Below are 24,461 nucleotides of genomic sequence, written 5' to 3'. Positions count from 1 at the left end.
TGAGGCGACGGGGGTGCCTTCTGGGTTGTCACACCAAGAGACTGGACGGGGTGACAGCGCGGGCACGCTCGAAGAGAGCCCGCGCCGTGGCGTTTTTCTGGTACGGATGAATCCGGGAATGCATTCGGGAAATGCTGCGGTCGCATTGGCCGGACTGCACATGCGGGTAGATCTCGATCACCTGCCCCCATGTCTCACATGCCGCCTCCAAGTGCCCTATTTCCAGTTGCCGTTCGGCGAGGATCGACAGATATCTGATCCGGTTGCGACGGAAGGATCTGTGGCGCATCTTGTCTGATTCTTGCAGCGCTTGGATGGAGCCGGCAATGTCGCCGAGCTCGTATCTGACTTGCCCTATGTGATAGGTGAGGGATGACGGATTGTACGAAGCGAAGGTGGCGGACTGGGACTCGGCTTTCTCCATCGCCACCTCGGCATCACGTAGATGCATCAAGGCCTGTTTCGGATTTCCGGTCTGCGCTGCCGCGTGTGCCTGCTGACCCGCCAGGAAGGCACGCATTCGGGGACCTGCCTGGGGTGAAGCCGATGCGGCGGCATCTGCGAGGCGCATCGCCGCAGCACCGTGACCCAAGTCCACGGCCTGGACGCTCATGCCGCGCAGCGTCGTGCAGAATGTGAGGTGATCCTCGGACGCACCGGCAAGCTGCAAGGCCTTTTGGTAGTACTGCTGGGCCAGCCCGTGCAAGCCTTCGTCCACAGCCATGTAGCCAGTCAGGTAGCACAAATCCGATGCGGCAGCCATCATGGCTTTTCTGGCAGTCTCGGGACCTTGTGCCCGTAGATATGGCGCCACGGTATTCACCAGGAATGCGGCAGCCATCGGTCGGGCTGTCCGCCCCCCGAACTGGTCGTCCAGGTCCGACACGCGCTCGGTCATGGCGATGACCATGTGGACGTCTTCCATGCCGATCTTCTGAATTCCACCCGTCTGCACTGCCTCCATGCGGCCCACCACGTCGGGCCAGTTGGGCACGGTGAGTGCGACGGAAAAGAGGGCGGAGCCTATGACGCTGCGGCGAGATGGGTCCATGTCCTGCCTCCCGAGATCAACGATCCCGTCAACAGTGCCCGATGCGCTTGGCGCTTCCGGCGTGGGGAAGCCGGCTTCCGCTGGTGCTACGGGACGGCCCAGCCTTCGGGCGAGCGCTTCCAGGATCAGTGGTCGAGCTGATTCGCGAGGCATTCCGCCCTTCAGCCACTGATGTACGGACGGGGGGCGGTACTGCACTGGGGTGCCTTGCTCGGTCCCGATGCGGTTCACGGCCTGCGCGAACTGCCGCAGACTCCAACCGGTCTCGCGGAACAGTCGTTCCAACCCGCTGTTCGGTTCGCTGGTGCTCACGGTTCGTTCAACTCCCCATGCACGGTGGCACTAAGCGCTTAACGCTCTTAACTCTTGTGTGCTTCCCAACAGTACCGCTCTGTGTAACTGCACGGTTGCCTAGTGCGAGCAACGCCAACAGTGAGAGCCGTACAGCGAAAGGGCAGCCGATGGCGGACCGAGTTTTTCACCTGGGCAGTAAGGACGCCGAGTTGGTCGCGCGCGCAGAGGCGGGCGACTCCTGGTGCTTACTGCCTCTTGGAGTGCCCTACGAGTACGCGGAGCCGACGCGGCCCCTGTTGACCGCGGTGCTTGCCGGACTTGAACGGCGGTGGGCTCATGGGACCGACTGAGCCGCTGCGGTCTGGACTCGTGCCGGTCCGTCCACTCACGTTGCGCGACCTGGAACCGGTTGCCGGTTGTGAGGTGTGTGCCTGGTGGGGCAAGCGGCGGGACAACGCGCGCCGGGGGATCGGTGAGAAGTCCGTCGAGCAGTGCGGCGAACAGATTGCGGCGCACCCGCACCGACCGTCGGGGGGCTCCTGATGAAGCGACGGCCGGCCGCGTCGGTTCCGGGGCCGGGAGAACTCCGCATCGGGTCGCCCGTGTTCGATCCCCGGACGGATATGCCGGGTGTGGTGGCGGGTTTCAACGGTCCGTTGGTCCGTATCGTCCGTCCGTCGGGCCGTACTTGGTACGCCACACGGATCTCGGTCCGGCCGGCTACCGACCGGGAGAAACGGCAACTCAGAGCACTCGCCAAGCACCGCCGGAAGCAGCTCGCACTCGTTGGCAGGCAGCTATGACGGGGCTGGGGTTCAGGACGACAACGACGCCGAAAAGCCACTCCTATCAAGGAAGCGAATACCACTCCTCTTGTCCCGTGATCCTCGCCCACGCATCACCTTCTCTCACATGACACCGCGCTGCTACGCGTGCCACTGGCCCGTGGACCCGGAGGAACCTCACCGCAAGGTGTATTGGGACGCTCCCTCCAGTATCGGATGGGACGCATACGTGCACGAAGACTGCTTCAAAGCGATTGAGCACGAACAACACGAGTAGTCACTGGGACTGTTCTACTTCCGTCATCAGAAGACGCAGCGTGAGGGAGTGCTTTTCCGGGGGCAGTGCGTTCAGCGCCTTGCGGGCGTAGTCCGCGCCGCCCTGCTTGTCGCCGGACCGGGCGATCATAAGGCCCCTGTGCATTTCGAGATGCGTCGCAAACCGAGGCAGGGAGTCGGGCAGCTCTCGCCTTGCCGCGTCCTGCGCCTCCACCGCTGTCGTCTCGTCGCCAAGTCGTGCGGCGAGGAGCGAGACGAAGACGTTCATCCGCCACCAGGGAACGGCGTAGTCCGACGTCTGTTCGTACGATCCGGCGGTGTCGAACATCCTGCGGCCGTTGTTCATGAGCGTGCGTGCGGTGGTGAAGTCGCCTCGAATGGCTGCCGCGTGGGCTTTTCCCATGATGGCGTTCAACAGCCCCAGCGACGGCTTGTCGCTGATCGCCATGGCCTGGTCGGCGAGCATGTCCGCAACTCCGAGTGAGGCACCTTCGTAACCGAGCGCGATAGCCGCACGGCCCCGGACCCATACACGGGTGCGATCGTCGCCGGACTGATCGGCGGCCTCTGCGGCGAGCCGGTACCAGTTCACCGCTTTGGACCCGTCCGAGCCCGGAAAAGTCTTCGCGTACAACGTCATGAGCCGAGCAGCCACGGACCACAGTCGTGGGGTTTCCAACTGCTGCTGCACCAACACCAGTTCACCGGACACCCGACGCTGGATATCGGCGGCACCGAGGCTCATGTACTCGGTCCCGTACGTGGCCAGTTTGTCTTCCCAGCCATCCACCGACGGCCCGCCACGAAGGCGCGCGGAAAAACCGGCACTGAGCAGATCTGAAGCGACCATCGGGGCTATGGCCGTTGCCGCGACATCGGACAGGAACGTTCTACGTTTCACTTCACCTTCAAGAACGGCTAGGGGAACGTCCAGGACAGCCGAGAGGCACCGGAGGTAAAAGGCACCCGGCACCACCTTGCAACGCTCCCAGCGGCTGATGTACTCCCGGTTGAGTCCCATCCCGAAAGCATCGTTGATCTCATCCGCCAGTCGCCCTTGAGACCATCCTCGCGCGTCGCGTAGGTCTCTGATCAATGCCCCGATGGCCATGTGTCCATCTTGCCCCTAGCGCTGCCCCTGGGTCCGCAAGTGCCGCACGCCGATTTGTACTTGCCCCTAAGGGTGCCACTACGCCACGCGGCTCGCTGACGGAAGGATCGGCAAGGACACAGTCGGCGAAGAAGGTGGCCCATGGGACCGAGTGACCGCCAACCGGCGGGAGTCGTGCGGGTTCATCCGCTCCCGCCGCGCGCCCTGGAACCGGTGCAAGGTGTATTGGATGCTCTTTCCGGTACCGGATGGGACGCATACATGCACGAAGACTGCTTCAAAGCGACGGAGTACTCACAACGTGAGTAGCACGGGGAGAATCGCCCGACAGAGCAGTTAGGGCCTGTCCCGTCGGGCGCCGCCGAGCTAGAGCGTGTCTCTTTGATCGGTTGGTCAGTTGACCGGATGTGTCCGTCCGGTTAGTGATCATTGATGCCATGCTCCCGCGGCGACCTGAGCACCAAGGTCCACCTGGCCAGCGACAGCCATGCACGGCCACTGTCCGTCCGCGTCACTGCTGGCCAGGCGGGCGACGCACCGCCTTCGAAGTGGTCATGGCCGGCATCCGCGTCCCGAGAAGTGGGACCGGAAGACCGAGAACCCGGCCGGATACCGTTCTGGCCGACCGCGCGTATTCGTCCCGCGCGATCCGGAGCCACCTTCGCCGGCGCGGGATCCGTGCCGTCATTCCTCAGCCCTCCGACCAGATCGGCCATCGTCTGCGGCGAGGTCGCGCCAACGGCCGCCCGCCCGCTTTCGACGCCGAGGCATACAAGCAGCGCAACACGGTCGAACGTTGCGTCAACCGGCTCAAGCAGTGGCCTGGCCATGCGAACGGACAAGCTCGCCATCGCCTGCCAGGCCGCGCTTCATCTCGGCGCCATTCTCATCTGGGCCCGGCGATAGGCCGCTGTCTCAGCGATCGACGGCCCGACGTGCGTCCGAGGGCCACGATCCCGTGCTGACGATGTGCTCCACGAGCCTGAACGCCTCACCGATGGGCACGGTGTCGCGGTCCGGGTACTCGTCGTTCTGCCCATTGGATAGAACGAACCCCTCGCTCGACCCTTCGGCTCCTGGGTCCAAGGCGTGCTCGCCAGGATCACCATCTCCGTCGAGCAGCATCACCATCGCACGCTCGGTGTTCGTCACGAAGGCCAGCGACCGTCCGGACAAACTGGTCAACCACGTCTCAAGCAGACCTCTGGCGACCCTCGCCCGAAGCGTCTCCAGCACCACCTCAGACTTCACAGGGACAGTGCTGCCGTCATCGATCACCCAGGACTCGATCATGCGCACGACGATCTCACGGACAAATCTAAGAGACAGTCCCTAGGCCGGGAGGGAGAAGCCCTCGGGGGGTGAGCCTTCGGCGAAGAGCATTCGGACCTGGGCCGCGTCCTTTCGGATCTGACGGGCCCGTCGGTACTCGGGGGAGTCGTACCACTCCTGGATCCGAGCCATGTCGGGGAACTCGATGACCAGGAACCGGGAGAAGTCCCAGGTGCCCTCGACGGGCTCGGGTGTGGGGCCCGCCACCAGGTAGCGGCCGCCGTGGCTGAGGATGGACGGCTGGGCGATGGCGGCGTAGGCCAGGCCGGCCTCCTCGTCGAGCACGTCGACTCCGACGATGACGTAAGCGGGCATGGGTTTCCCTGCTTCCTTTGGAAACGGTGTGTACTTGTGGCACGCCGAAGACTAATGCACTCCTGTAACCTGCCCGAGGTGAGCAAGGACGAGGGCGAACAGGTCGCGGCCGTGATGAGCCGCCGGGAGCGGCTGCGGGCGGAGACGAGCCGGGAGATCAAGACCATCGCGCTGCGGCAGATGGCCGACGGGGGGCCGGGAGCGATCTCGCTGCGTGGCATCGCCCGCGAGATGGGGATGACTCCCCGCGCGATCTACAGCTACTTCCCCACCCGGGACGACCTGATCACGGCACTGATCAGCGGGATCGCCGGCTCGCTCGCGGAGGCGGTGGAGACCGCCAGCAACGCCGTGCCCGACACCGATCCCGGCGGCCGGCTGCTGGCGTGGGGCCAGGCCTTGAGGGAATGGGCGCTGGCTCACCCGGAGAGCTTCCGGCTCTTCTACGGCCATCCCGTCCCCGGCTACCAGCCGCCCGAGGACGGGCCGGTGGACCGGACGGCACGCCGGGTGTGCCGCGACCTCACCCGCCTGGTGGCCGCCGCGTGGCCCTACGCCCGGCACCACCAGCCCGAGGACACCTCCTGGTCCGACCTTCACCCGGACTACGTCGCGAAGATCCGGGCGGACCTCCCGGACGTGCCACCCGCCGCGGCGGCGCTCGCGCTGCGCGTCTGGGGCCGGATGCACGGTCTGGTGGCCCTGGAGATCGACGGCCATATCCATCCCGTCGCGGGCAACCCGGCCGCGCTGCACCGCGCCGAGATGCTCGACCTGGTCAGATCACTGGGCCTGGCCGAGCTGTCCCGGTAGGGAGCCGGCACCCGTCGGGGTGTCAGGGGGCCGGGCGAGGATGATGACGGTGTAGCGCCCTGGCAGGCTCCTGACGCTCAGCCCTGATCAGCTTGCGGGCCGCCGCCTTCGGCAGTCGCTTCGCGCGGTCGCGGTCGCGGTCCGGTCCCAGGGAGCGCGCGGCTCGGTGCCGGTGCCCTTGGCCGCCTTGGCGAACGTGTGCGGCCGAGTCCGCGGTCCGCGGTCCGCGCGTGACGTTTTCGGCTACGGGCCGCTGCTTGCCGCGCTCGTCAGAATCGCGCTCGCGACAATGTCGAAGAGGTGGTCGGCGCGTGGCGCGAGCGAGGGTTGATCGCCGAGCCAGGCGAGCGCCGCTACCAGCGCAAACAAATCGGTGCCGTCGATGTCGGTTCGTGCCATGCCCGCGGCCTGGGCGCGGGTGAGGAGCCGTGCACCGGCCGCGCGCAGGGTGACGCACGAAGCGTGGAGTGCGGACTCGGTGTCCTCGATGGCGGCTGCCATCAGCACGGTCACGCCCCGGTACTCGGTTGTCCACGCGACGCAGTCGCGTAGCCACGAAACGAGAGCGTCTTCGGGTGAGCTCGACGTCTCGAACTCCCTTGCCTGCGCCGTCAGCTCGTTGAAGCTCGTGTGGAGCAGAGCCTCAAGCAGTGCCTCGCGCGTCGGGAAGTGACGGAGCAGCGTCGCGAGCCCCATGTCGGCCCGGCGCGCGATGTCGCGCAGGGATGCGTCGACGCCTTGCTCGGTGATGACGGCGCCCGCGACTGCGAGCAGATGGTCACGGTTTTTCCTGGCGTCGGCCCGCATCTGTCCCTCTTGACTATCCGGCCCTCTTGACTATCCGGATCAGTGGTCCATATATTCGGATCAGTGGTCCGGATAAATGGACCACTGATCCGATCAGCGTATCCCGCGGTGCGGGCAGGAGAAAATGATGCCGACACACACGATGAGGGCGATCCGGGTGCATGAGCACGGCGGCCCTGAGGTTCTGCGTTACGACGAGGTGTCGACTCCCGGGCCGGGGCGGGGTGAGGTGCTCGTTCGCGTTCACGCGGTCGGCGTCAATCCTCCGGACCGGTACCTGCGCGGCGGGCTGACCAGGATGCCTGGGACGGATTCGACGGTCAGCCTGCCGGTGATTCCGGGGACGGACGTGTCGGGCGTCGTCGCGGCCGTCGCCGCGGATGTGGACGGCCTCTCCGTCGGGGATGAGGTCTTCGGTCTTCTGCGTTTTCCCAGCTTCGACGGCAGCGCATATGCCGAGTACGTGGCCGCGCCCGCGTCGGATCTCGCACGCAAGCCGGCCGGCATCGACCACGTGCACGCTGCCGGGGCGCCCATGGCCGGGCTGACGGCGTGGCAGTTCCTGATCGAGCTCGGACACGATCACCCGTCGCCCTTCCAAGCGGCGCGGCATCGCCCGACGGCACTCGGCGCCGACACGACGGTGCTCATCAACGGCGCCGCGGGCGGCGTGGGGCACTTCGCACTACAGCTGGCGAAATGGAAGGGCGCACGTGTCATCGCGGTGGCATCGGGCGCGCATGAATCGTTCCTGCGCGAGCTCGGCGCCGATCGGTTCATCGACTACACCAAGAGTCGTCCCGAGGAACTCGTGCGCGACGTCGACGTCGTTCTCGACACCGTCGGTGGCCGCGACAGCAGTCGCTTCCTGCGCACGCTCAAGCGCGGCGGCTGCCAGTTCCCCGTACTCCCTGGCGAATTCGACAAAGAAGAGACTGCGAAGCTGGGCATCACAGTTTCGAGCGCCCAGGTCCGCTCGAACGGCGCGCAGCTCGCTGAACTGGGACGTCTGCTGGATACGGGCACGGTTCGCGTGGCGATAGACAGCACGTTTCCGCTCGCGGATGTCCGAGCCGCGCACGAACGCGCCTCCCGAGGCCATGTCCAAGGCAAGATCGTGCTCACGGTCGCTTCCTGATGGTCGCTTCCCGATGCCCGACGGCGCCGCGTACATCACCGGCCGGCACATGACCGGCCGGCACATGACCGTCGCCGACGGCGGCGGTCTGGCGTACTGACGGTGGAGCAGGGCGGCCTGTGCGGCGCTGGTCTACGCTGCCTTCATGATCGCCAAGTTGCAGTGTGTGGTGTTGGACTGTGCCGATGCCCTTGAGCTTGCCCGGTTCTACGAGTCCCTCCTCGGCGGCGTGGTGAATCGGCCGGACCCGCGTTGGTCGCTCGGCGACGGCTGGGCGACCCTCCACACCGATACCGGGCTCGTGCTCGCCTTCCAGCGTGTGGAAGACCATCGGCCGCCCCGGTGGCCGGACCCTGCTCGGCCACAGCAGTTCCACCTCGACCTGGGGGTCGCGGACCTTGACCAGGCCCAGGAACAGGTTCTCAAGCTGGGCGCCACGCCGCTCGACGTCGGTGGTGACAAGCGCAGTTGGCGGATCTACGCCGACCCGGCAGGTCACCCGTTCTGTCTCGTTCGGGACTGACAGCGGGCGGGAAGGTCGAGCGGCAGTCGAGCGGCAGCACTTCCCCTCAGGGCGTCAGGGGGTCAGGGAGCGCTTTTCCACCGTCACCAGTTCGGCTTTGCCGGAGCGGGCGTGGGCCTGGGCCAGTTGGAGGTTGGCGGAACGGGCCTGGAGGGTGAGGGTCATGAGCTGGTTGCCGAACCAAGGGCCGCCCGTCTTACGCCAGTTGACAGCCGAGGGCCGGATTCTTGCATGGCGGGTCAGGGCGTGGCCCAGGCGGCGGGCGCCTCGGCTCCAGCCGAGGCGGAAGCCCAGTTTGATCCAGCCGGGTACGGAGTTGTGGACCGGCGAGCAGGTCAGCTGGAGGACACGGGCGTCCGGGGCGCCGTCGGCCGACCAGGTGGGCTCCGCGATATACGCGTGGTGCACGTCGCCCGACAGTACAGACACCGTCGCCGGCGCGTCGGGCCCGCTGCCGGCCTCCGCGATCAGCGCGGACAGTCCGTCGAACGAGTCCGGGAAGGCGGCCCAGTGCTCCAGATCGGCCGCCCGGCGCAGCTTCTCCCCGAACCGGGCCCAGCGCGGGCCGCGTTCGCCACGGCAGAGCGCGGAGTCCCAGGACTCCACGTCGTGGATGAAGGGCGGCAGCAGCCACGGGAGCGAGGTGCCGATCAGGAGGTGGTCGTACGGGCCCTGCCCGGAGGGGCGTTCGGTCGGCTGATCTGTGGGCTGCCGCGTCGGCTGTTCTGCTTGCTGCCCAGTGGCGTTGCGGCCCGCCATCATCTGGTCACGCAGCCACCGCTCCTCGCCCTCGTCCAGCATCGCTCGCTTCGACTCCTCCAGCACCCGGGCGCCGCGTGAGTCGACCATCAGCAGTCTGGTACGGCCGAAGTCGCGCCGGTAACTCCAGCGCACACACGCCGGATCGCGGTCGGCCTCGGTGGCGAAGCGGCGGAGCAGATCCGTTCCGTCGGGCTCCGCGCGTACGGCCGCGTACAGTTCGTCCGCCGCCAGCTCCTCCGGCGTGAGATTGCCGAGGTGCTGATAGACCCAGTACGACATCAGCCCGCTCAGCACCCGCTCCTGCCACCAGGGCTGCGCCCGCATGTCCGCCAGCCAGGCGGCGCTGGTGTTCCAGTCGTCGATGAGATCGTGGTCGTCGAAGATCATGCAGCTCGGTACGGTGGAGAGCAGCCACCGTACGTCCGGGTCGCTCCAGGACTCGTCGTACAGATAGGTGTACTCCTCGTAGTCCGCGACCTGTTCGCCCGGCGGTTCCGCCGGATCGCGGCGGCGCGCCAGCCGGGCCCGCGTCGCGTCCGAGGTCTCGTCCGCGTACACCTGGTCGCCGAGGAGCAGCAGTACGTCGGGCCGTACGGCGTCGGGATCGCGCGCCAGGCGCTTGGCGAGGGTGTCGAGCGCGTCGGGACCGATCGGATCGGGCTCGCCGTGCGCGGGCGCGGCCCAGCGGCAGGAGCCGAAGGAGACGCGCAGTGCGGCCTCGTCGCCCGAGGCGTCGGGGCTGCCGGAGTCGCCGGGGGCCGCAGGGCTGTGGATCGTGCTCGGCGGGAGAGCGGAGTCCGCCGGCGGCCAGACCCGGCGGCCGTCGAGCAGTACGTCGTACGCGGTGGTGGTGCCGGGCGTCAGACCGGTCACCGGAACGACCGCGTAGTGGTGCCCGGCGACATGGAACGTACGCGACATGCCGTACGCGCCGTCCGCGCACCGGACCTCCGCCGCGGCGGGCCGGTCGGTCTCGACCCATACGCTCGCCGTGCCGCCGCCGTCGAAATCGACGTACCGCAGCAGTGGTCCCAGGCGCAGTCCGGTCATGGTTGCCCTCCTCCGTCGCACCGTAGGGTACGGAACGACGGAGGAAGGCGGGGAGGCGGTCCCGGCCGGTGTGGGGGACGGCGCCGCGGGAGCGGGCCGGAGGCCGGAATGCCATGACTGGATGCCGTGACCGGGTGCCGTGCCGGATGTGGTGCCGGACGTTGTGACCAGGTGTCGTGAACGGTCGGCGGTGAACCGGTCAGCGGTGAGTCGGTCGGTGGTCGGCCGGTCGGATCAGCGGTGAGCCGGTGTCAGCAGCCGTTCAGGGCGCTGGTGAGCGCGCTCTTCTCGGCCGAGTCGACGCTGAGGTTGTAGTAGTACTTCACCTGGACCCAGGCGCGGACATAGGTGCAGCGGTACGCGGTGCGCGGGGGCAGCCAGGCGGCCGGGTCCTTGTCGCTCTTCGACTGGTTCACGTTGTCCGTGACGGCGATGAGCTGCGGGCGGGTCAGGTCGTTGGCGAAGGACTGGCGCTGGGAGGTGGACCAGGTGTTGGCGCCCGACTTCCATGCTTCGGCGAGCGGCACCATGTGGTCGATGTCCACGTCGGACGCGGCGCTCCAGGTTGCGCCGTCGTACTGGGAGTACCAGCTTCCGCTGGTGGCCTGGCAGCTGGAGTTCTGCACGACGTTCGTGCCGTCGCGCTTGAGCACGACCTCGCGGGTGTCGCAGGAGCCGGACTGGGTGATCCAGTGCGGGAAGAGGTCACGGCTGTAACCGCTGGTGGTACCGGCGGCCTTCACGGTGAGCTGGCCGAGGTAGGAACGGGCGGTGGCCGCGCTGACCGGCGTGGGCATGGCCGCCTGGGCGGCGGGCGCGGTGAGCAGCGTCGTGGCGGTGGCGAGGGCGGCGGTGGCGGCGAGGACGGCGATACGGGGCATTCGACGCGCGTAGATACCTGACATGCGAACTCCCTTGGGGTGGGGGGAATCTGACCGGACCGTGCGGGGGTGGGACATTCGGACCGGGCCCTACGGGACCGTCGGTCCGGTCGCCATCGTGGCGGTGGCTGGTTTCCGTGGGGTGGGCACCAGGTAACAGGGTGGCGACATGAGCACGTCACATCAAGAGGGTAAGGGCGTCGGGTAGTTCCTGACGGGTGGGCAACTCGGTTCAATCGGGGCAAAGTTGACGTGGTCGAGGCGGTCGGGCGCGCTGGGGCGTGGGCCGAAACGCGGGCGCGCGTGGCCGGGCGGGCCCGGGCGGGGGCAGAGGTGGCGGTTGGGCGGTGTCTGTTTGGCCGGGCACCAGCTGTACGGCTGGTCCCGTTTCGTCGCGTCTTGTCGGCCGTGCCGTACTCCGGGCTCGCGCGTCGGCCGTACGTCCGCCCGGGCGCCCGCCGACCGTTCGGCGAGGCTTAGGGTGGGGCTGTGCTGCTGCGGGTCGATGTCACGTTCTGGGTCGTCCTCGGGCTGCTGCTGGTCGTCGCCGTGGCCGTTGCCGCGTTCGCCCGGCTCGGGCGGGCCCGTGAGATCGCCTTCGCGGGCGTGCGGGCCGCCGTTCAACTCGCCGTGGTCTCACTGCTGATCGGCTGGGTGATCGGGGCCGTCGCGCCGCTGCTCGGTTTTGTGGTGCTGATGTACGCCGTCGCCGTACGGACCGCCGGGCGGCGGGTCACCCAGAACCGGACCTGGTGGTGGGCCGCCGTGCCGATCGGTGTGGCGGTGGCGCCCGTCATGGCCGTACTGCTGCTCACCGGAGTCGTACCGCACAAGGGCATCGCGGTGGTTCCCGTCGTCGGCATCCTCATCGGCGGCGCGCTCACCGCGACGGTGCTGGGCGGACGGCGGGCGCTCGACGAGCTGCACGCGCGGCGCGGCGAGGTCGAGGCGGGCCTCGCGCTCGGACTGCCCGACCGGGACGCCCGGATGGAGGTGGCCAGGACCGTGGCGGCGGACGCGCTGCTGCCCGGGCTCGACCAGACGAGAACGGTGGGGCTGGTCACGCTGCCGGGCGCGTTCGTGGGCATGCTGCTGGGCGGCGCGTCGCCGGTGCAGGCGGGAGCGGTACAGCTCTTCGTGCTGGTGGCGCTGCTGGCGGTGCAGGCCGTGGCGGTGAGTACGGTGCTGGAACTGGTCGCACGCGGCCATCTCCACCGGGACGTCTGAGCCTGTCGGCCGGATTGACGTCCGGGCCGGGCCGGGCCGCCCGACGCGGCCGGAGTCTCGGGCCCGCGCCCCCGGCCGCCTCGGCCGCTCCGTCCCGGGCCTGTACGTCCGGCCGCTCCGTCCCCCGCCCTGCGCCCCCGGCCCCTACACCTACGCCTTCGCGTGCAGTCTGATCTCGCCCGTCGGCAGCGCTTCCACTCGCAGTTCCGTCAGGTCGTGGACATGGACGTCCGGAGACATCACCGCCGCCCGTGGGCCCACGCCCACCACGCGCATGCCCGCCGCCCGGGCCGCCGTGATGCCCGCCTCCGAGTCCTCCAGCGCCACGCAGTCCTCCGGTGCGAAGCCCAGCCGGGCCGCGCCCAGCAGGAAGCCCTCCGGGTGCGGCTTGCTCGCCTTGACGTTCTCGGCCGTGACCCGGGTTCCCGGCATGGGCAGGGCCGCCGCGGTCATCCGCGCCTCGGCCAGGGCCGTGTCCGCCGAGGTGACCAGGGCGTGCGGCAGCGCCGCGATGGCCGCCATGAAGGCGGGCGCGCCCGGGATCGGGACCACGCCTTCCGTGTCCGCCGTCTCCTCGGCCAGCATCCTGCGGTTGTCGGCGAGGTTCAGCTCCATGGGCCGGTCCGGGAGCAGCGCCGCCATCGTGGCGTATCCCTGGCGGCCGTGGACGACCTTGAGCACCTCCTCCGGATCCAGCTCCTGCTCGACCGCCCAGCGCCGCCAGCAGCGCTCCACGGCGGCGTCGGAGTTGACGAGAGTGCCGTCCATGTCGAGCAGGAGGGCCCGGGTGGTCAGTACGGACGTGGATGTCGTGGTGGCAGCGGTGGCCGTCATCGGCGGACTCCAGAGCGCGGGGCGGGAACAAGCGGGAGCAGGCGGAGGTGGGGTAGGCGCGAGGTGGCGGCGGGCAGGCAGAGCAGACAGAAGCGGCTCCGCCCGCCGGTCAGGGTGTACGGGCGGAACCACTTTGTTTCGACATTATACAAAGCGGCTCAGTGCCGTCGCCCGTGCCCCTTGGTCTCGGCCTCCAGCGCGCGTCTGGTGTTCGGTCCGTAGACGCCCTCGGGATCGCCCTCGATGTGCCGGTACGACTGGTAGATCCGTACCGCGCCCTCGACGCGCTGGTCGTACTGTCCGTCGGTCGGGCCACGGAACAGCCACACCTCCTCCAGCCGGTTCTGGAGTTCCACGACCTCGGGACCGGAATCCCCTGGACCGAGCGACGTGCCGTCCGGTGGGGGCGGCGGCTGCCGTGACGGTTGTCGCGTGGGCGACGGCGAGTCCTTGGGTGCGACGGACGAGGGCGGTGCGGACGGCTGCGATTCGGCCGAGGCGGTGGCGGAGGCGGAGGAGGCGGCCGAAGGGACCGTACTGGCGGTGGGACCGGGGGAGAGGGCCGCGCCGATCGAGGAGAGCGACGATCCCGACGGTGCCGGTGTCGTCGGCGACTCCGACGGATCCGGCTCCGTCACGCCCACGGTCGGCAGGTCGCGCGTCCCGTCCGGCAGCGCCCGTTCGCCCGGTTCGCCCGACGAGAAGAGCCCGCCGGCGAACGCCGCCGTACCGATCACCGCCAAGGCCGCCGCGCCGATCGCCAGCGCCCGGTACGGCGCCCGGCGGCGTGGTGGCGGTGGCGGATAGAAGCGCGCGGGCGGTGGCGTGGCGGAGTTGGCGGCCGGCGTGAGCGGTGGCATCGGGCCGGCGGTACGGAAGGGCGGCGGCGGTTCCGTACGGTCGTCGCCCGCGTCGAGCGTCACGTATGGCCGTACGCGCAGCGGATTGAAGTCCTCCGCCTCCGCGATCTCCTGCGCACTTGCCTCCGCGCGCTCCTCGGCGATCTCCTGCGCGGCGGCTTGCTGAGCGACTTGCCGAGCGGCTTGCTGATCCTCCGTCGGCTGCCCGGACTCCCGCGCGCCGACCTCCTCCGCCCCAAGCGCCACCGCCTCCGGAGTCACCGCCTCCGGCGCTCCCTCCGCTTTCCGGGTGTCCGCCGGTTGAGCGTTCCGCGACGTGCCCGGCGACACGCCCGGCGGTACCGGCGCGGCGGCTGCGGTGATCTTCGTCAGCGCCATCGTCGTCTCGGCGGCCGACTCCGCGGCCGTCTCCGGCGACACCGCTCCTGGCCGCTCCGCGCAGGCGCATCCGGGTCTGTCGTCGGCGGCGCGCGGCGTACCGCACTCGGGACAGAGCTGTCCGGTCAACGTGGGTTCCCTCCCCTTGAACTGCCGCCGATTATGCAGGCCGTGTGTGGAGGATGTGCGCGTACCCGGGTGCTACCCGGGCGCTCGGGCGGACTCTCGGCAGGCCATAACCAGACAGAGCGGACAGGATGGAATCCGGCGGATCCGCGGATGAGTCCCAGGAGCAGTCCCATGACGCAGGAAGTGAGTACCCCGGCCATAACCCGGGCCCCCGGCGACAGTCAGAAACCCCGTACCGTCCTGGTCGCCATATGCGCCCTGCTGATGGGACTGCTGGTCGCCTCGCTCGATCAGACCATCGTCTCCACCGCACTGCCGACCATAGTCAGCGACCTCGGAGGGCTGGAACATCTCTCCTGGGTCGTCACCGCCTATCTGCTGGCGTCGACCGCCGCTACTCCCTTGTGGGGCAAGCTCGGTGACCTGTACGGCCGTAAGCGGCTGTTCCAGACCGCGATAGTCATCTTCCTCATCGGCTCCGCGCTCTGCGGCATATCCCAGAACATGTCGCAGCTCATCGCCTTCCGCGCGGTCCAGGGCCTCGGCGGCGGCGGACTGATCGTGCTGTCGATGGCGATAGTCGGCGATCTCGTCCCGCCGCGTGAACGCGGCAGGTACCAAGGGCTGTTCGGCGCCGTCTTCGGCGCGACCAGCGTGCTCGGCCCGCTGCTCGGCGGTTTCTTCACCCAGGAACTGAGCTGGCGTTGGGTCTTCTACATCAATCTGCCCGTCGGCGGCGTCGCGCTCGCGGTCATCGCCGCCTTCCTGCACATACCGGTCCACCGGACCAGGCACACCATCGACTACCTCGGCACCCTTCTGATCGCGTCCGTCGCCATCTGTCTCGTACTGGTCGCCTCGCTCGGCGGTACGACCTGGCCCTGGAGCTCCGCCGAGATCATCGGACTCGCCGCCCTCGGCGCCGTCCTGCTCGCGCTCTTCGTCCACGCCGAGCGGCGCGCGGCCGAACCTGTACTGCCGCTGCGGCTCTTCCGGCTCAGGGCCTTCACGCTCATCGCGGTCATCAGCTTTGTCGTCGGCTTCGCGATGTTCGGCGCGATGACCTATCTGCCGACGTTCCTTCAGGTCGTCCAGGGCGTGACACCCACCATGTCCGGTGTCCATCTGCTGCCTCTGGTGCTCGGTCTGCTGATCACCTCGACCGTCTCCGGGCATGTCGTCAGCCATACCGGCCGCTGGAAGGCCTGCCCGATCCTGGGCGCCGCCGTCACCGCCGTCGGACTGCTGCTGCTCCACCGGCTCACGGCGACCAGCGGCATCTGGGAGGCGAGCGTCTACTTCTTCGTCTTCGGCGCGGGCCTCGGACTGGTCATGCAGGTCCTGGTGCTGGTCGTGCAGAACTCCGTCAGCTACCAGGACCTCGGCGTCGCCACCTCGGGCGCGACCTTCTTCCGCTCGATCGGCGCGTCCTTCGGTGTCGCCATCTTCGGTACGGTCTTCAGCAATCTGCTGGCCGACCGGCTGACCGACGTCCTGGCGCGTGAATCGCCGCCGCCCGGTGTCGGGCCCAGCCAGCTGTCCGCCGATCCACGGGCCATCGAGCAACTGCCCACCGAGCTGCGGCCCGCCGTACTGCACGCGTTCTCGACCTCCATCACCGATGTCTTCCTGTACGCGGCGCCGGCCGTGCTGCTCGCCTTCGCCGTGGCGTGGTTCCTCAAGGAGGACAAGCTGCGCGGCTCGGTGACCGCGCCGGAGATCAGCGAGACGCTGGCGAGCAACCCGGTCGTACGCTCCTCGCACGACGAGGTCGCACGCGCGCTGTCGGTGCTCGGCACGCGCGAGGGCCGCCGCCGGATCTACGAGAGGATCACCGCGAAGGCGGGGTACGACCTGCTCCCGGCGGCGAGTTGGCTGCTGCTGCGTATCCGGCGCCATGGCTCGGTCCAGCCGGGCGCGCTCCTGGAGGCCCTGTCCGTACCGGTACGGTCCGTCACCGACGCGTCCCGGCAGGTGGAGGAGCGAGGGCTGGCCCGGCGCGAGGGCCTTGAACTGACGCTCACGCCACGGGGAGTGGAGACGGCCGAGGTACTGGCGAAGGCGCGCGAGGACTCCTTGACGGAGCTGCTCGGCGACTGGTGGGGCCCTGGCCGGCCGAAGGACCTGGTGAAGCTGGTACGGGACCTCAACAGCGAACTGTGCGGAGCCGAAAGCGAACGCCCTCAGGCCCCGTCCCCGCCAAGGGACCACGCCATCTGAGCCCCGCGCCGCGCCCCCCCCGTATCCCACCTGAGCCCAGCGCCTCGCCTCGTCGCGCCTCGCCGGGTTACGGCCGCCGTACGCCCTGGTCCTGCCGCCCGGCCCGGACCGTGAGTTCCCTGCCGTACCAGATCTCGCTGTACGGGCCTGGCTCGCCGTACGGCGGGATCTCCCGGAAGCCGTGCTTCGCGTACAGCCCTCGTGCCTCGACCAGATCGAGCCGGGTGTCGAGAACGAGCCGCCCGGCCCCGAGCCGCAGCGCGGCCTCCTCCAGGGCGGCCAGCAAGGCTCCGCCGCCTCCGGTGCCGCGCGCGGCGGGGCTCACATACACCCGGGTGAGCTCCGCCGTACGCGCGTCCAGCAGCCGGAGCCCGCCACAGGCGGCGGCCCGGCCGCCGTACCGGCCGACGAGGAACTCGCCGGTGGGCGGCGCGAGCAGATCGGCCGGATCGTCGGCGAGCCCCTGGTCGATCTCGGTGTCGGTCGCGGGCCGTTCCCAGTAGCGGCCGGCGACCTCGGCGTAGTAGGCGCGGCGGAGCCGGGTGGCGTCCGGGGTGGTGAAGGGCTCGGGGCGTACGGACCAGGTCATGGCCGACTGACTACCAGCGGGCGGGCCGGGCCGGCCAGCGGATTACGGGCCCGGCAGCCCGTGCGTCGCCGTACTCGCCCGTACGCCGTCGTACCTCTCGCCGTGCCCGCCGCCAAGGCGTCAGGCCAGGGCTTCAGGCCAGGACGCGGGCCAGGAGGAAGCCGTCGTAGCCCTTGACGCCGACTGTCTGGACGGCCGTCGCGGACAGTCGTGGGTTCGCCGCGATCAGGTCGATCATCTCTCGTGTGCCGACGACCGAAGGGTTGGTGCTCGTCGGGTCGGTGACGGCTCCGTTCCGTACGACGTTGTCCACGACGATGAGGCTGCCGGGACGTGTCAGCTTCAGGGACCACTCCAGATAGTGCGGGTTGTTCGGCTTGTCCGCGTCGATGAAGACGAAGTCGAACGGGCCCGCGCCCTCGGCCTCCAGCACGGGAAGCGTCTCCAGCGCCGGTCCCGTTCTGACCTCGGCGATCTTGTCGAGCCCGGCGCGGGCCAGACTGGCGCGGGCCACCTCGGCATGGGTCGCGTCGTACTCCAGGGAGATCAGCCTGCCGTCGTCGGGCAGCGCGCGACTCAGCCAGATGGTGCTGTAGCCGCCGAGCGTGCCGATCTCCAGGACCGTACGGGCGCCCTGGACGCGGGCGAGAAGCTGGAGCAGCTTGCCCTGGTTCGGTGCGACGTTGATGGCGGGCAGGCCGGCCGCGTCGGCGGCGGCGAGTGCCGCCGTGAGCGCTTCGTCGGCGGGTGCGAGCTGGTCGGTGAAATAGCGGTCGACCGCGGTCCACTGCTCCTGGGACATGGAGGCCTCTCGTCCGTGCGCGGGTGTCGGAGTGCTGTCGGAGTGCTGAGTTGGTTCCCGGTGGGAACATACCTCGGACGGCCGGTGGCGGCGGCCGTCCGGCGGCCGGTGGCGGCCCGCGGCGGCACCGGCTCCGTCCCGCGCCCGGATGCCGTCGTGCCGGACACCTTCCGTAAGACATGGGCATTGAGACAAAACAGGGGTGACAGACAGGCGAAGAGGGGGTTGCCTGAGTCTTCTCGACCGGGCAATGCGAGGCTCATGCCCCAAGGACGGCGGTTTCGGACGGACGGAGGGTCGGCGCGGCGTGGTGAATGCGGAGCACAGCGTGCACGGCGGTGCGGCGGCGAGCGGAGCGGGCCCGCTGAAAGAAGGATTCGGCGCGGCGCGCGCGGTTCTCTGGCTGGTCGCCGCCGTGCTGGCGGTCAGACAGACGGCGGCGGTACTGAGACAGCCGCCCGGTGAACGGCTCACCGATCTGGAGACCTGGATCGGTGACAACGGCGTCCTGCATGTGTCGGGTTCGCTCTACGACACCGGCAAGTTCACCGGAACACCGTTCGCCGGGCTCGTGCTCAAACCGCTGGCACGCTCGGCCGAGCAGAGCCTCGGCATCGTCTGGACCTTCGGGACGCTGCTGCTGGTCGTCGCCCTGGGCCTGGTCGTCGCCCGAGCCCTCCCGGGCCGGATCTCGCGCCGTACGGGACTGCTGGCCGCGCCGGTCACGATCAGTCTGCTCATGCTGTCCCTGCCCGTCCGCAACAGCTTCTATCTCGGCCAGACCAGCATCATTCCCGTCCTGCTGGTGCTGCTCGGCTGCTTCGCCGTACGCGGTGAACGCGGCTCCGGGCTGCTCGTCGGCATCGGCGCCGCCCTTCAGCCCGCCGTACTGCTCTTCGCGCCTCTGCTGTGGCTGACGGGCCGTAAGAAGGCCGCCGTGACCTCGGCGGGCACCTTCGCCGCCGCCACCGCGCTGGCATGGGCGGCGATGCCCGGCGACTCCTGGGCGTACTGGGTGCACCATGTGGCGGGCGCGGGCCTCGGCGAACGTGCCGACAGCCTCGCCAATCAATCGCTGCACGGCGCGCTGCTCCGGGTGGGCCTGGAGGGCCCGCTGGAGATCGTGCTCTTCGCCGTCCTGGCGGTGGCCGTCGTCCTCGTCGGGCTGCGCCGCGCGGTCCGCTACGCGCGCGACGGGCAGCTGCTGCTCGCCGTGGCGCTGACCGGCTGCGCCGCGATCGCGGTCTCGCCGACCGCCTGGCAGCACCAGCTCCTGTGGGTGCTGCTGGCGCTCGTCGGCCGCGTCGGCACGCGCGCCAGGGACCGGCTGGTGTGGCCGGCCGTGGTGGTGCTGGTGATGACGCTGCCCGGCAAGATGCTGCTGCCGAACATCACGCTGCTCCATCCGCTGCGCGAGAACGTACCGCTGGTCGCGGCGCTGGCGGCGGCCTGCGCCGTACCGTTCCTGGCGCGCGCCTCGCCGTACTTCGAACGGCCCGTCGCGACCGAGTACGCCCGGCCCGTGCCCGCGCGCTGGAGCCGCGTCCCGCTGCTGCCGTTCTGGCGGCGGCTGCTCGGCCGCCCGAATCTGCTGCTCGAACTGCTGGTCATCCGCGTCGGCTACTCCGTCTACTCCCATATCCGGCTCGCCGCGACCGGAGGCCGCGAGGCCGCCGAGGAACACGGCCGTCAGATCGTCTCCGTCGAGCGGGCGCTGGGCATCGACATCGAGCACTGGATCAACCGCGCGGCGGCGAGGACGGAGTGGGCCGAGAGCTTCTTCAACTTCTACTACACCTCCTTCCACTTCGTGGTGCCGCTGACGATCCTCGGTGTCCTGTACGTACGCCGCCCCGCCGACTACCGCTGGGCCCGCTCCTCGCTCGGCTTCGCCACGGTCCTCGCGCTGCTGGGCTTCTGGCTCTATCCGCTGGCACCGCCACGGCTGATGCCGGGCATGGGCTTCATCGACACGGTGCACGGACCGCAGGATCTGACCAATCCGGACTACGGCGCGCTGACCGCGCTCACCAACCAGTACGCGGCGATGCCCTCGCTGCACTTCGGATGGTCGCTGTGGTGCGGTCTGGTGATCGCCGTCCTGGCGCCGAAGCTGTGGATGAAACCGCTCGGGCTGCTGCATCCGCTCTTCACGGTCTGCGCGATCGTGGCCACGGGCAACCACTGGGTCCTGGACGCGGCGGGCGGCGCGGCGGTCGTGGGCGCGGGCTTCGGACTGACCTATCTGCTGGCGGGACCGAGGAAGCTGCTGCCACGGGCGGTGACGAAGGCGGATCCGTTCCCGAAGGGACGGAGCGCGGAAACGGTGGACGGCGGTGCGGTGGACGGCGGTGCGGCGGTCGCGGCCGGGGGAGGCGGAGGCGCGCGGGAGTCAGGCAGCGGCTGATCAGCGCGGTCCGGGCGTCTCGCGGTCCTCCGTCCCGTACTCCTCGAAGACCGCCTGCGCGTCGAACGCCGCCCTGCGTGTCGCCCTGCGCAGCGCCTTGAGTACCGTCGCGCCGGCGGTCAGTGTCAGTACGACCGTGATCACGGCCCGGCCCAGGTCCCAGCCGAGCGAGGTCGCCGCGCAGTACGCGAGGAAGCGGACGAGATTCTCCCGGAGCGGATCGCCGGCGTCGAAGGAGATGCCGGAGGAGAGCCCGCCGATCGTGGTCCAGCCCTGAAGGTTCATGACCGTGCCGTACGCGAACGACGCGCACGTCCCGTACAGCGCGAGCATCAGCAGTTCGGCGCGCCCGCGCAGCCGGTCGGCGCCCGGCAGCAGGCCCGCGCCCATGGTGGCCCAGCCCATCGAGAGCATCTGGAACGGCATCCACGGTCCCACGCCGCCCGTCAGCAGCGCGGACGCGAACATGGTGACCGCGCCGAGTACGAAGCCGAAGCCGGGCCCGAGCACCCGTCCGCTCAGCACCATCAGAAAGAACATGGGCTCCAGTCCCGCCGTGCCCGCGCCCAGCGGGCGCAGCGCAGCGCCCACCGCCGCCAGCACTCCGAGCATCGCCACGGCCTTGGCGTCCAGGCCCGAATCGGCGATCGTCGCGACCACGACGGCCACGAGGAGCGGGAGCAGCGCGGCGAAGAGCCACGGCGCGTCACCGGAGTGCGCGAGCCCGGACGACGGGCCCGCGAGCAGCGGCCAGCCGAAGGCGGCCACTCCGATCGTGCTGATGAGGACGAGGGCACAGATCGCGCGTGGGCCGAGCCGTACGGCACGGGCCTGAGGGACCGGCGGTGTCATTCCGTTCCCTCGGCTGTTGTGGCTGGCGTAGCCGTTGTAGGCGTCGCGGTCGTCGTAGGCGTCGGGGTCGGCGCGGCCTGCCTCTCAAGCGCCGTGTGCACCTGTGTCACCGTCAGCCACTCACTGGGTGCCATCACCTTCGCGACCTGCGGTGCGAAGGCCGGCGACGAGACGACCACGCGGGCCGTCGGACCGTCCGCCACGATCTCGCCGTCGGCCAGGATGATCACGCGGTGGGCCAGTTCCGCGGCCAGTTCGACATCGTGTGTGGCCAGGACGATCGCGTGTCCCTCGGCCGCGAGCGCCCGTAGCGCCCGGACCAGCCGGGCCTTCGCCGCGTAGTCCAGACCGCGCGTCGGCTCGTCCAGGAGGACCAGCGGCGGGCGCCCGGTCAGGACGACGGCGAGGGCCAGCGCCAGCCGCTGGCCCTCGGACAGATCGCGCGGATGCGTCCCGTCCGCCACATCCGGCAGCAGCTCGCGCACCAGCGCACGGCAACTGCCGGGCGCCGCGCCCGCGTCGGCGTCCGCCGCCGCGCACTCGGCCGCGACCGTGTCGGCGTACAGCAGATCGCGTGGCTCCTGCGGTACCAGGCCGACCTCACGGATCAGCTCGCGCGGCTGCGTACGGTGCGGAGTGCGGCCACCGACGAGCACCGTGCCGGCGACCGGCGCGACCATGCCGACCAGGGCGGCCAGCAAGGTGGACTTGCCCGCGCCGTTCCGGCCCATCAGGGCGATCGTCTCGCCGGGCGCGACGGTCAGCGACACCTGGCGCAGCGCCTCGGTCCGGTCGTGCCGTACGGCGAGATCTGCGACGACGGCGAGCGGGCCGCCGCTCTCGGGCGCCGTGGCCGCAGACTTCGTGGCCGCGCGGCGGTGCAGCAGTCTGCCGAATGAGGTACGGGCGGTACGGGCGTGCTGCTGAGGCGGCCCACTCGGAACGCCCGCCGCCGTAACCGTTCCGTTCCACGGCTCCGGTTCAAGGCCCGCCAGCCGCTCCCGGAGCCCGGCCGCCCTGCGCCTCGCGTCCCGTACGGAGAGCGGCAGCGGCTCCCAGCCGTTCAGCCGTCCCAGCGCGACCACCGGCGGATACACCGGTGACACCGCCATGATCCGCTCCGGATCGCCGACGACCGGCGCCAGTCCGGGGCCCGGCAGCAGGACGACACGGTCCGCGTACTGCACCACGCGCTCCAGCCGGTGCTCGGCCAGCAGGACCGTCGTACCGAGGTCGTGCACCAGCCGTTGCAGCACCGCGAGCACCTCCTCGGCCGCCGCGGGATCCAGCGCCGAGGTCGGCTCGTCGAGCACCAGCACCCGTGGATGCGGAGTCAGTACGGAACCGATCGCGACCCGCTGCCGCTGCCCTCCGGAGAGCGTGGCGATCGGCCGGTCGCGCAGCTCCGCCAGGCCCAGCAGATCGAGCGTCTCCTCGACGCGGCGCCGCATCACATCGGGTGCGAGGCCCAACGACTCCATGCCGTAGGCGAGTTCGTCCTCGACCGTGTCGGTCACGAAGTGGGCGAGCGGATCCTGTCCCACCGTCCCGACGAGATCGGCGAGTTCGCGCGGCCGGTGCGTACGGGTGTCGCGGCCGTCGACGGTGACCCGGCCACGCAGAGTGCCGCCGGTGAAGTGCGGGACGAGACCGGACACCGTACCGAGCAGAGTCGACTTGCCGACGCCCGAAGGGCCGACGAGCAGAGCCAGTTCACCTTCGGGTACGACGAAGTCGACGCCGCTGATCGCGGGCGGCGCGGAGGCATCGCCGTACGTCACCGACACCCGCTCGAATCGGATCACGGAGCGCTCCCCTTCGGTGCGGGCGGTACGGGCGCCTTCGAAGTCGACGGCGATGGTCCCGGCGGTACGGGCGCGACGAGCGCGGGCAGCAGTCCGAGCAGCACGCCCGCCGCAGGCCACAGCGGCAGCGTCGGCGTCACCAGCGGTACCACGCCGGGATGCAGCGCCGCGGGATCGACCGCGTCCGCCCGGATCATCACCGCCGCGACGGCCGCGCCCGAGCCGGCGACCAGCCAGGCGCGCACGCCCCAGCGGTCGGGCCGGTAGCGGGTACGGACGGAGCGCCGGCCGCCGAGCCACAGCCCGGCCACCGCCGCCGCGAGCCCGGCGCCCAGCAGCGGCAGCCCGTACGCCGCGCCCGCCGCGGCGAGCAGTCCGTACGAGCCCGCGCAGACGCCGAGCAGCCCGCCGAGCGTGAGGGCGGTGGTGGTGTGCCGTACGACGGGCGGTACCTGGGCCATACGTCCGTATCCACGGGCGTCCATCGAGGCCGCGACGGCGACCGACCGTTCCAACGCGCCTTCCAGCACCGGCAGTCCGATCCGGAGGAGCGCGCCGATCCCGCCGGTCGGCCGCCCGCGCAGTCTGCGGGCGGTACGGAGGCGTACGACATCGGTGACCATGTTCGGTGCGAAGGTCATGGCCACGACGACCGCGACTCCGGCCTCGTACAGCGCGCCCGGCAGCGACTTGAGCAGCCGGGCCGGATTGGCGAGCGCGTTCGCCGCGCCGACGCAGATCAGCAGAGTGGCCAGCTTCGCGCCGTCGTACAGCGCGAAGACGAGCTGCTCGGCGGTCACCCGGCCGCCCAGCCGTATCCCGGCCGCCCAGTCGGGCAGCGGCACTTCGGGCAGGGTGAGCAGGACGTGCGAGCCGGGAATCGGCGAGCCGAGGAAGACCGAGAACAGCAGCCGGACGGCGATCACGGCCAGACCGAGTCTGACGAACGCGCTGTACGAACGGGCCCAGGGCGCGTCCGTACGGCGGGCCGCCACCACATATCCCGCGACGCCGACCAGCAGGGCGAGCAGCAGTGGGTTGGCCGTACGGGACGCGGCGGTGGCGAGCCCGAGCGCCCAGAGCCACCAGGCGCCGGCGTGGAGGGCGTTGGAGCGGCCGGCCTCGGGCGCGCGCAGCGCGGCGGTACGGCGTGGGCGCAGCGCGGCGCTACGGCGACGTGCGGCACCGCTTGTGGAACGACCTGCTGAACGGCTCATCGG

The 24,461-nt window shown here is 69.9% G+C and carries 20 protein-coding genes and 1 pseudogene; 7 read left to right on the top strand and 14 right to left on the bottom strand.

What is annotated here, in order from left to right:
• Nucleotides 1-28: 28 nt before the first annotated feature.
• A complete protein-coding gene (locus tag ACFV6H_RS11610) occupies nt 29-1,363 on the bottom strand; it encodes a tol-pal system YbgF family protein (protein ID WP_385540765.1) in 1,335 nt (444 codons plus the stop codon).
• 1,044 nt (nt 1,364-2,407) lie between these two features.
• Nucleotides 2,408-3,517, bottom strand: coding sequence for a helix-turn-helix domain-containing protein (locus ACFV6H_RS11605; protein WP_385540763.1), 1,110 nt, complete (start codon nt 3,515-3,517; stop codon nt 2,408-2,410).
• A gap of 441 nt (nt 3,518-3,958) precedes the next feature.
• On the opposite strand from ACFV6H_RS11605, the pseudogene ACFV6H_RS11600 reads away from it, so the two are divergent.
• A pseudogene (locus tag ACFV6H_RS11600) lies at nt 3,959-4,423 on the top strand (IS5 family transposase); the annotation flags it as partial.
• A gap of 9 nt (nt 4,424-4,432) precedes the next feature.
• Here ACFV6H_RS11600 and ACFV6H_RS11595 read toward each other — a convergent pair.
• Both ACFV6H_RS11595 and ACFV6H_RS11590 read right to left on the bottom strand, forming a co-directional pair.
• A complete protein-coding gene (locus tag ACFV6H_RS11595; protein ID WP_385540761.1) occupies nt 4,433-4,810 on the bottom strand; it encodes a hypothetical protein in 378 nt (125 codons plus the stop codon).
• 39 nt (nt 4,811-4,849) lie between these two features.
• Nucleotides 4,850-5,164 (bottom strand): DUF1330 domain-containing protein, encoded by a 315-nt coding sequence (locus ACFV6H_RS11590; RefSeq protein WP_385540759.1) that lies wholly within the window; start codon nt 5,162-5,164, stop codon nt 4,850-4,852.
• 78 nt (nt 5,165-5,242) lie between these two features.
• Here ACFV6H_RS11590 and ACFV6H_RS11585 point away from each other — a divergent pair, with 78 nt between their 5' ends.
• A complete protein-coding gene (locus tag ACFV6H_RS11585; protein ID WP_385540757.1) occupies nt 5,243-5,977 on the top strand; it encodes a TetR/AcrR family transcriptional regulator in 735 nt (244 codons plus the stop codon).
• 243 nt (nt 5,978-6,220) lie between these two features.
• Here ACFV6H_RS11585 and ACFV6H_RS11580 read toward each other — a convergent pair whose 3' ends face one another.
• Nucleotides 6,221-6,784: a TetR/AcrR family transcriptional regulator gene (locus ACFV6H_RS11580; RefSeq protein WP_385540755.1), complete on the bottom strand. Its 564-nt coding sequence runs from the start codon at nt 6,782-6,784 to the stop codon at nt 6,221-6,223.
• Nucleotides 6,785-6,911: 127 nt separating this feature from the next.
• On the opposite strand from ACFV6H_RS11580, the gene ACFV6H_RS11575 reads away from it, so the two are divergent.
• Nucleotides 6,912-7,922, top strand: coding sequence for an NADP-dependent oxidoreductase (locus ACFV6H_RS11575; RefSeq protein ID WP_385540753.1), 1,011 nt, complete (start codon nt 6,912-6,914; stop codon nt 7,920-7,922).
• A gap of 145 nt (nt 7,923-8,067) precedes the next feature.
• Nucleotides 8,068-8,445: a VOC family protein gene (locus ACFV6H_RS11570; protein WP_385540751.1), complete on the top strand. Its 378-nt coding sequence runs from the start codon at nt 8,068-8,070 to the stop codon at nt 8,443-8,445.
• Nucleotides 8,446-8,499: 54 nt separating this feature from the next.
• Here ACFV6H_RS11570 and ACFV6H_RS11565 read toward each other — a convergent pair whose 3' ends face one another.
• Nucleotides 8,500-10,257, bottom strand: coding sequence for an alkaline phosphatase D family protein (locus ACFV6H_RS11565; protein ID WP_385540749.1), 1,758 nt, complete (start codon nt 10,255-10,257; stop codon nt 8,500-8,502).
• A 251-nt stretch (nt 10,258-10,508) separates the two neighbouring features.
• Complete coding sequence (locus ACFV6H_RS11560) at nt 10,509-11,162, bottom strand: HNH endonuclease family protein (protein WP_385540747.1); 654 nt, start codon at nt 11,160-11,162, stop codon at nt 10,509-10,511.
• 465 nt (nt 11,163-11,627) lie between these two features.
• Between ACFV6H_RS11560 and ACFV6H_RS11555 the strand changes: the two genes are divergently transcribed.
• Nucleotides 11,628-12,365 carry an ABC transporter permease gene (locus ACFV6H_RS11555; protein WP_384980668.1) on the top strand — a complete coding sequence of 246 codons (738 nt, stop codon included), beginning with the start codon at nt 11,628-11,630 and terminating at the stop codon, nt 12,363-12,365.
• Nucleotides 12,366-12,515: 150 nt separating this feature from the next.
• On the opposite strand, the gene ACFV6H_RS11550 is transcribed toward ACFV6H_RS11555, so the two are convergent.
• Together ACFV6H_RS11550 and ACFV6H_RS11545 are read right to left on the bottom strand one after the other, a co-directional pair.
• Nucleotides 12,516-13,199, bottom strand: coding sequence for an HAD-IA family hydrolase (locus ACFV6H_RS11550; RefSeq protein ID WP_384980670.1), 684 nt, complete (start codon nt 13,197-13,199; stop codon nt 12,516-12,518).
• Between the two features lie 158 nt (nt 13,200-13,357).
• Entirely contained in the window at nt 13,358-14,566 is a 1,209-nt protein-coding gene (locus tag ACFV6H_RS11545) for a peptidoglycan-binding protein (protein ID WP_385540744.1), read from the bottom strand.
• A 171-nt stretch (nt 14,567-14,737) separates the two neighbouring features.
• Here ACFV6H_RS11545 and ACFV6H_RS11540 point away from each other — a divergent pair, with 171 nt between their 5' ends.
• Nucleotides 14,738-16,786, top strand: a complete 2,049-nt coding sequence (locus ACFV6H_RS11540) for a DHA2 family efflux MFS transporter permease subunit (protein WP_385540742.1) — start codon at nt 14,738-14,740, stop codon at nt 16,784-16,786.
• Between the two features lie 67 nt (nt 16,787-16,853).
• Here ACFV6H_RS11540 and ACFV6H_RS11535 read toward each other — a convergent pair whose 3' ends face one another.
• Both ACFV6H_RS11535 and ACFV6H_RS11530 read right to left on the bottom strand, forming a co-directional pair.
• A complete protein-coding gene (locus ACFV6H_RS11535) occupies nt 16,854-17,375 on the bottom strand; it encodes a GNAT family N-acetyltransferase (RefSeq protein WP_384781583.1) in 522 nt (173 codons plus the stop codon).
• A 133-nt stretch (nt 17,376-17,508) separates the two neighbouring features.
• Nucleotides 17,509-18,177: an O-methyltransferase gene (locus ACFV6H_RS11530; RefSeq protein WP_385540740.1), complete on the bottom strand. Its 669-nt coding sequence runs from the start codon at nt 18,175-18,177 to the stop codon at nt 17,509-17,511.
• Nucleotides 18,178-18,484: 307 nt separating this feature from the next.
• Here ACFV6H_RS11530 and ACFV6H_RS11525 point away from each other — a divergent pair, with 307 nt between their 5' ends.
• Entirely contained in the window at nt 18,485-20,584 is a 2,100-nt protein-coding gene (locus tag ACFV6H_RS11525) for a bifunctional glycosyltransferase 87/phosphatase PAP2 family protein (protein ID WP_385540738.1), read from the top strand.
• On the opposite strand, the gene ACFV6H_RS11520 is transcribed toward ACFV6H_RS11525, so the two are convergent.
• Genes ACFV6H_RS11520 through ACFV6H_RS11510 form a run of 3 tightly spaced genes read right to left on the bottom strand, consistent with a single transcriptional unit; the run spans nt 20,585 to nt 24,458 of the window.
• The gene (locus ACFV6H_RS11520) at nt 20,585-21,436 is read right to left on the bottom strand and encodes an ECF transporter S component (RefSeq protein ID WP_385540736.1); all 852 of its coding nucleotides are present in this window, start codon (nt 21,434-21,436) and stop codon (nt 20,585-20,587) included. It abuts the gene before it with no gap.
• Nucleotides 21,433-23,241: an ABC transporter ATP-binding protein gene (locus ACFV6H_RS11515; RefSeq protein ID WP_385540734.1), complete on the bottom strand. Its 1,809-nt coding sequence runs from the start codon at nt 23,239-23,241 to the stop codon at nt 21,433-21,435. Before ACFV6H_RS11515 ends, ACFV6H_RS11520 begins: the two co-directional genes overlap by 4 nt.
• Nucleotides 23,238-24,458 carry an energy-coupling factor transporter transmembrane component T gene (locus ACFV6H_RS11510; RefSeq protein WP_385540732.1) on the bottom strand — a complete coding sequence of 407 codons (1,221 nt, stop codon included), beginning with the start codon at nt 24,456-24,458 and terminating at the stop codon, nt 23,238-23,240. The genes ACFV6H_RS11515 and ACFV6H_RS11510 overlap by 4 nt, the downstream gene beginning before the upstream one ends.
• Nucleotides 24,459-24,461: the final 3 nt, after the last annotated feature.

Origin of the sequence: Streptomyces sp. NPDC059743, assembly GCF_042732975.1 — a bacterium.
Classification (GTDB): domain Bacteria; phylum Actinomycetota; class Actinomycetes; order Streptomycetales; family Streptomycetaceae; genus Streptomyces.
Note: the sequence above shows the minus strand (reverse complement) of the source record. Positions and strands in the feature narration are given on the sequence as shown.

Excerpts from the sequence above, each read along its gene's own strand:
- ACFV6H_RS11605 (WP_385540763.1), bottom strand. The coding sequence starts at position 3,517 with ATGGCCATCGGGGCATTGATCAGAGACCTACGCGACGCGCGAGGATGG.
- ACFV6H_RS11595 (WP_385540761.1), bottom strand. The coding sequence starts at position 4,810 with ATGATCGAGTCCTGGGTGATCGATGACGGCAGCACTGTCCCTGTGAAG.
- ACFV6H_RS11590 (WP_385540759.1), bottom strand. The coding sequence starts at position 5,164 with ATGCCCGCTTACGTCATCGTCGGAGTCGACGTGCTCGACGAGGAGGCC.
- ACFV6H_RS11580 (WP_385540755.1), bottom strand. The coding sequence starts at position 6,784 with ATGCGGGCCGACGCCAGGAAAAACCGTGACCATCTGCTCGCAGTCGCG.
- ACFV6H_RS11575 (WP_385540753.1), top strand. The coding sequence starts at position 6,912 with ATGCCGACACACACGATGAGGGCGATCCGGGTGCATGAGCACGGCGGC.
- ACFV6H_RS11570 (WP_385540751.1), top strand. The coding sequence starts at position 8,068 with ATGATCGCCAAGTTGCAGTGTGTGGTGTTGGACTGTGCCGATGCCCTT.
- ACFV6H_RS11565 (WP_385540749.1), bottom strand. The coding sequence starts at position 10,257 with ATGACCGGACTGCGCCTGGGACCACTGCTGCGGTACGTCGATTTCGAC.
- ACFV6H_RS11560 (WP_385540747.1), bottom strand. The coding sequence starts at position 11,162 with ATGTCAGGTATCTACGCGCGTCGAATGCCCCGTATCGCCGTCCTCGCC.
- ACFV6H_RS11550 (WP_384980670.1), bottom strand. The coding sequence starts at position 13,199 with ATGACGGCCACCGCTGCCACCACGACATCCACGTCCGTACTGACCACC.
- ACFV6H_RS11540 (WP_385540742.1), top strand. The coding sequence starts at position 14,738 with ATGACGCAGGAAGTGAGTACCCCGGCCATAACCCGGGCCCCCGGCGAC.
- ACFV6H_RS11535 (WP_384781583.1), bottom strand. The coding sequence starts at position 17,375 with ATGACCTGGTCCGTACGCCCCGAGCCCTTCACCACCCCGGACGCCACC.
- ACFV6H_RS11530 (WP_385540740.1), bottom strand. The coding sequence starts at position 18,177 with ATGTCCCAGGAGCAGTGGACCGCGGTCGACCGCTATTTCACCGACCAG.
- ACFV6H_RS11520 (WP_385540736.1), bottom strand. The coding sequence starts at position 21,436 with ATGACACCGCCGGTCCCTCAGGCCCGTGCCGTACGGCTCGGCCCACGC.
- ACFV6H_RS11510 (WP_385540732.1), bottom strand. The coding sequence starts at position 24,458 with ATGAGCCGTTCAGCAGGTCGTTCCACAAGCGGTGCCGCACGTCGCCGT.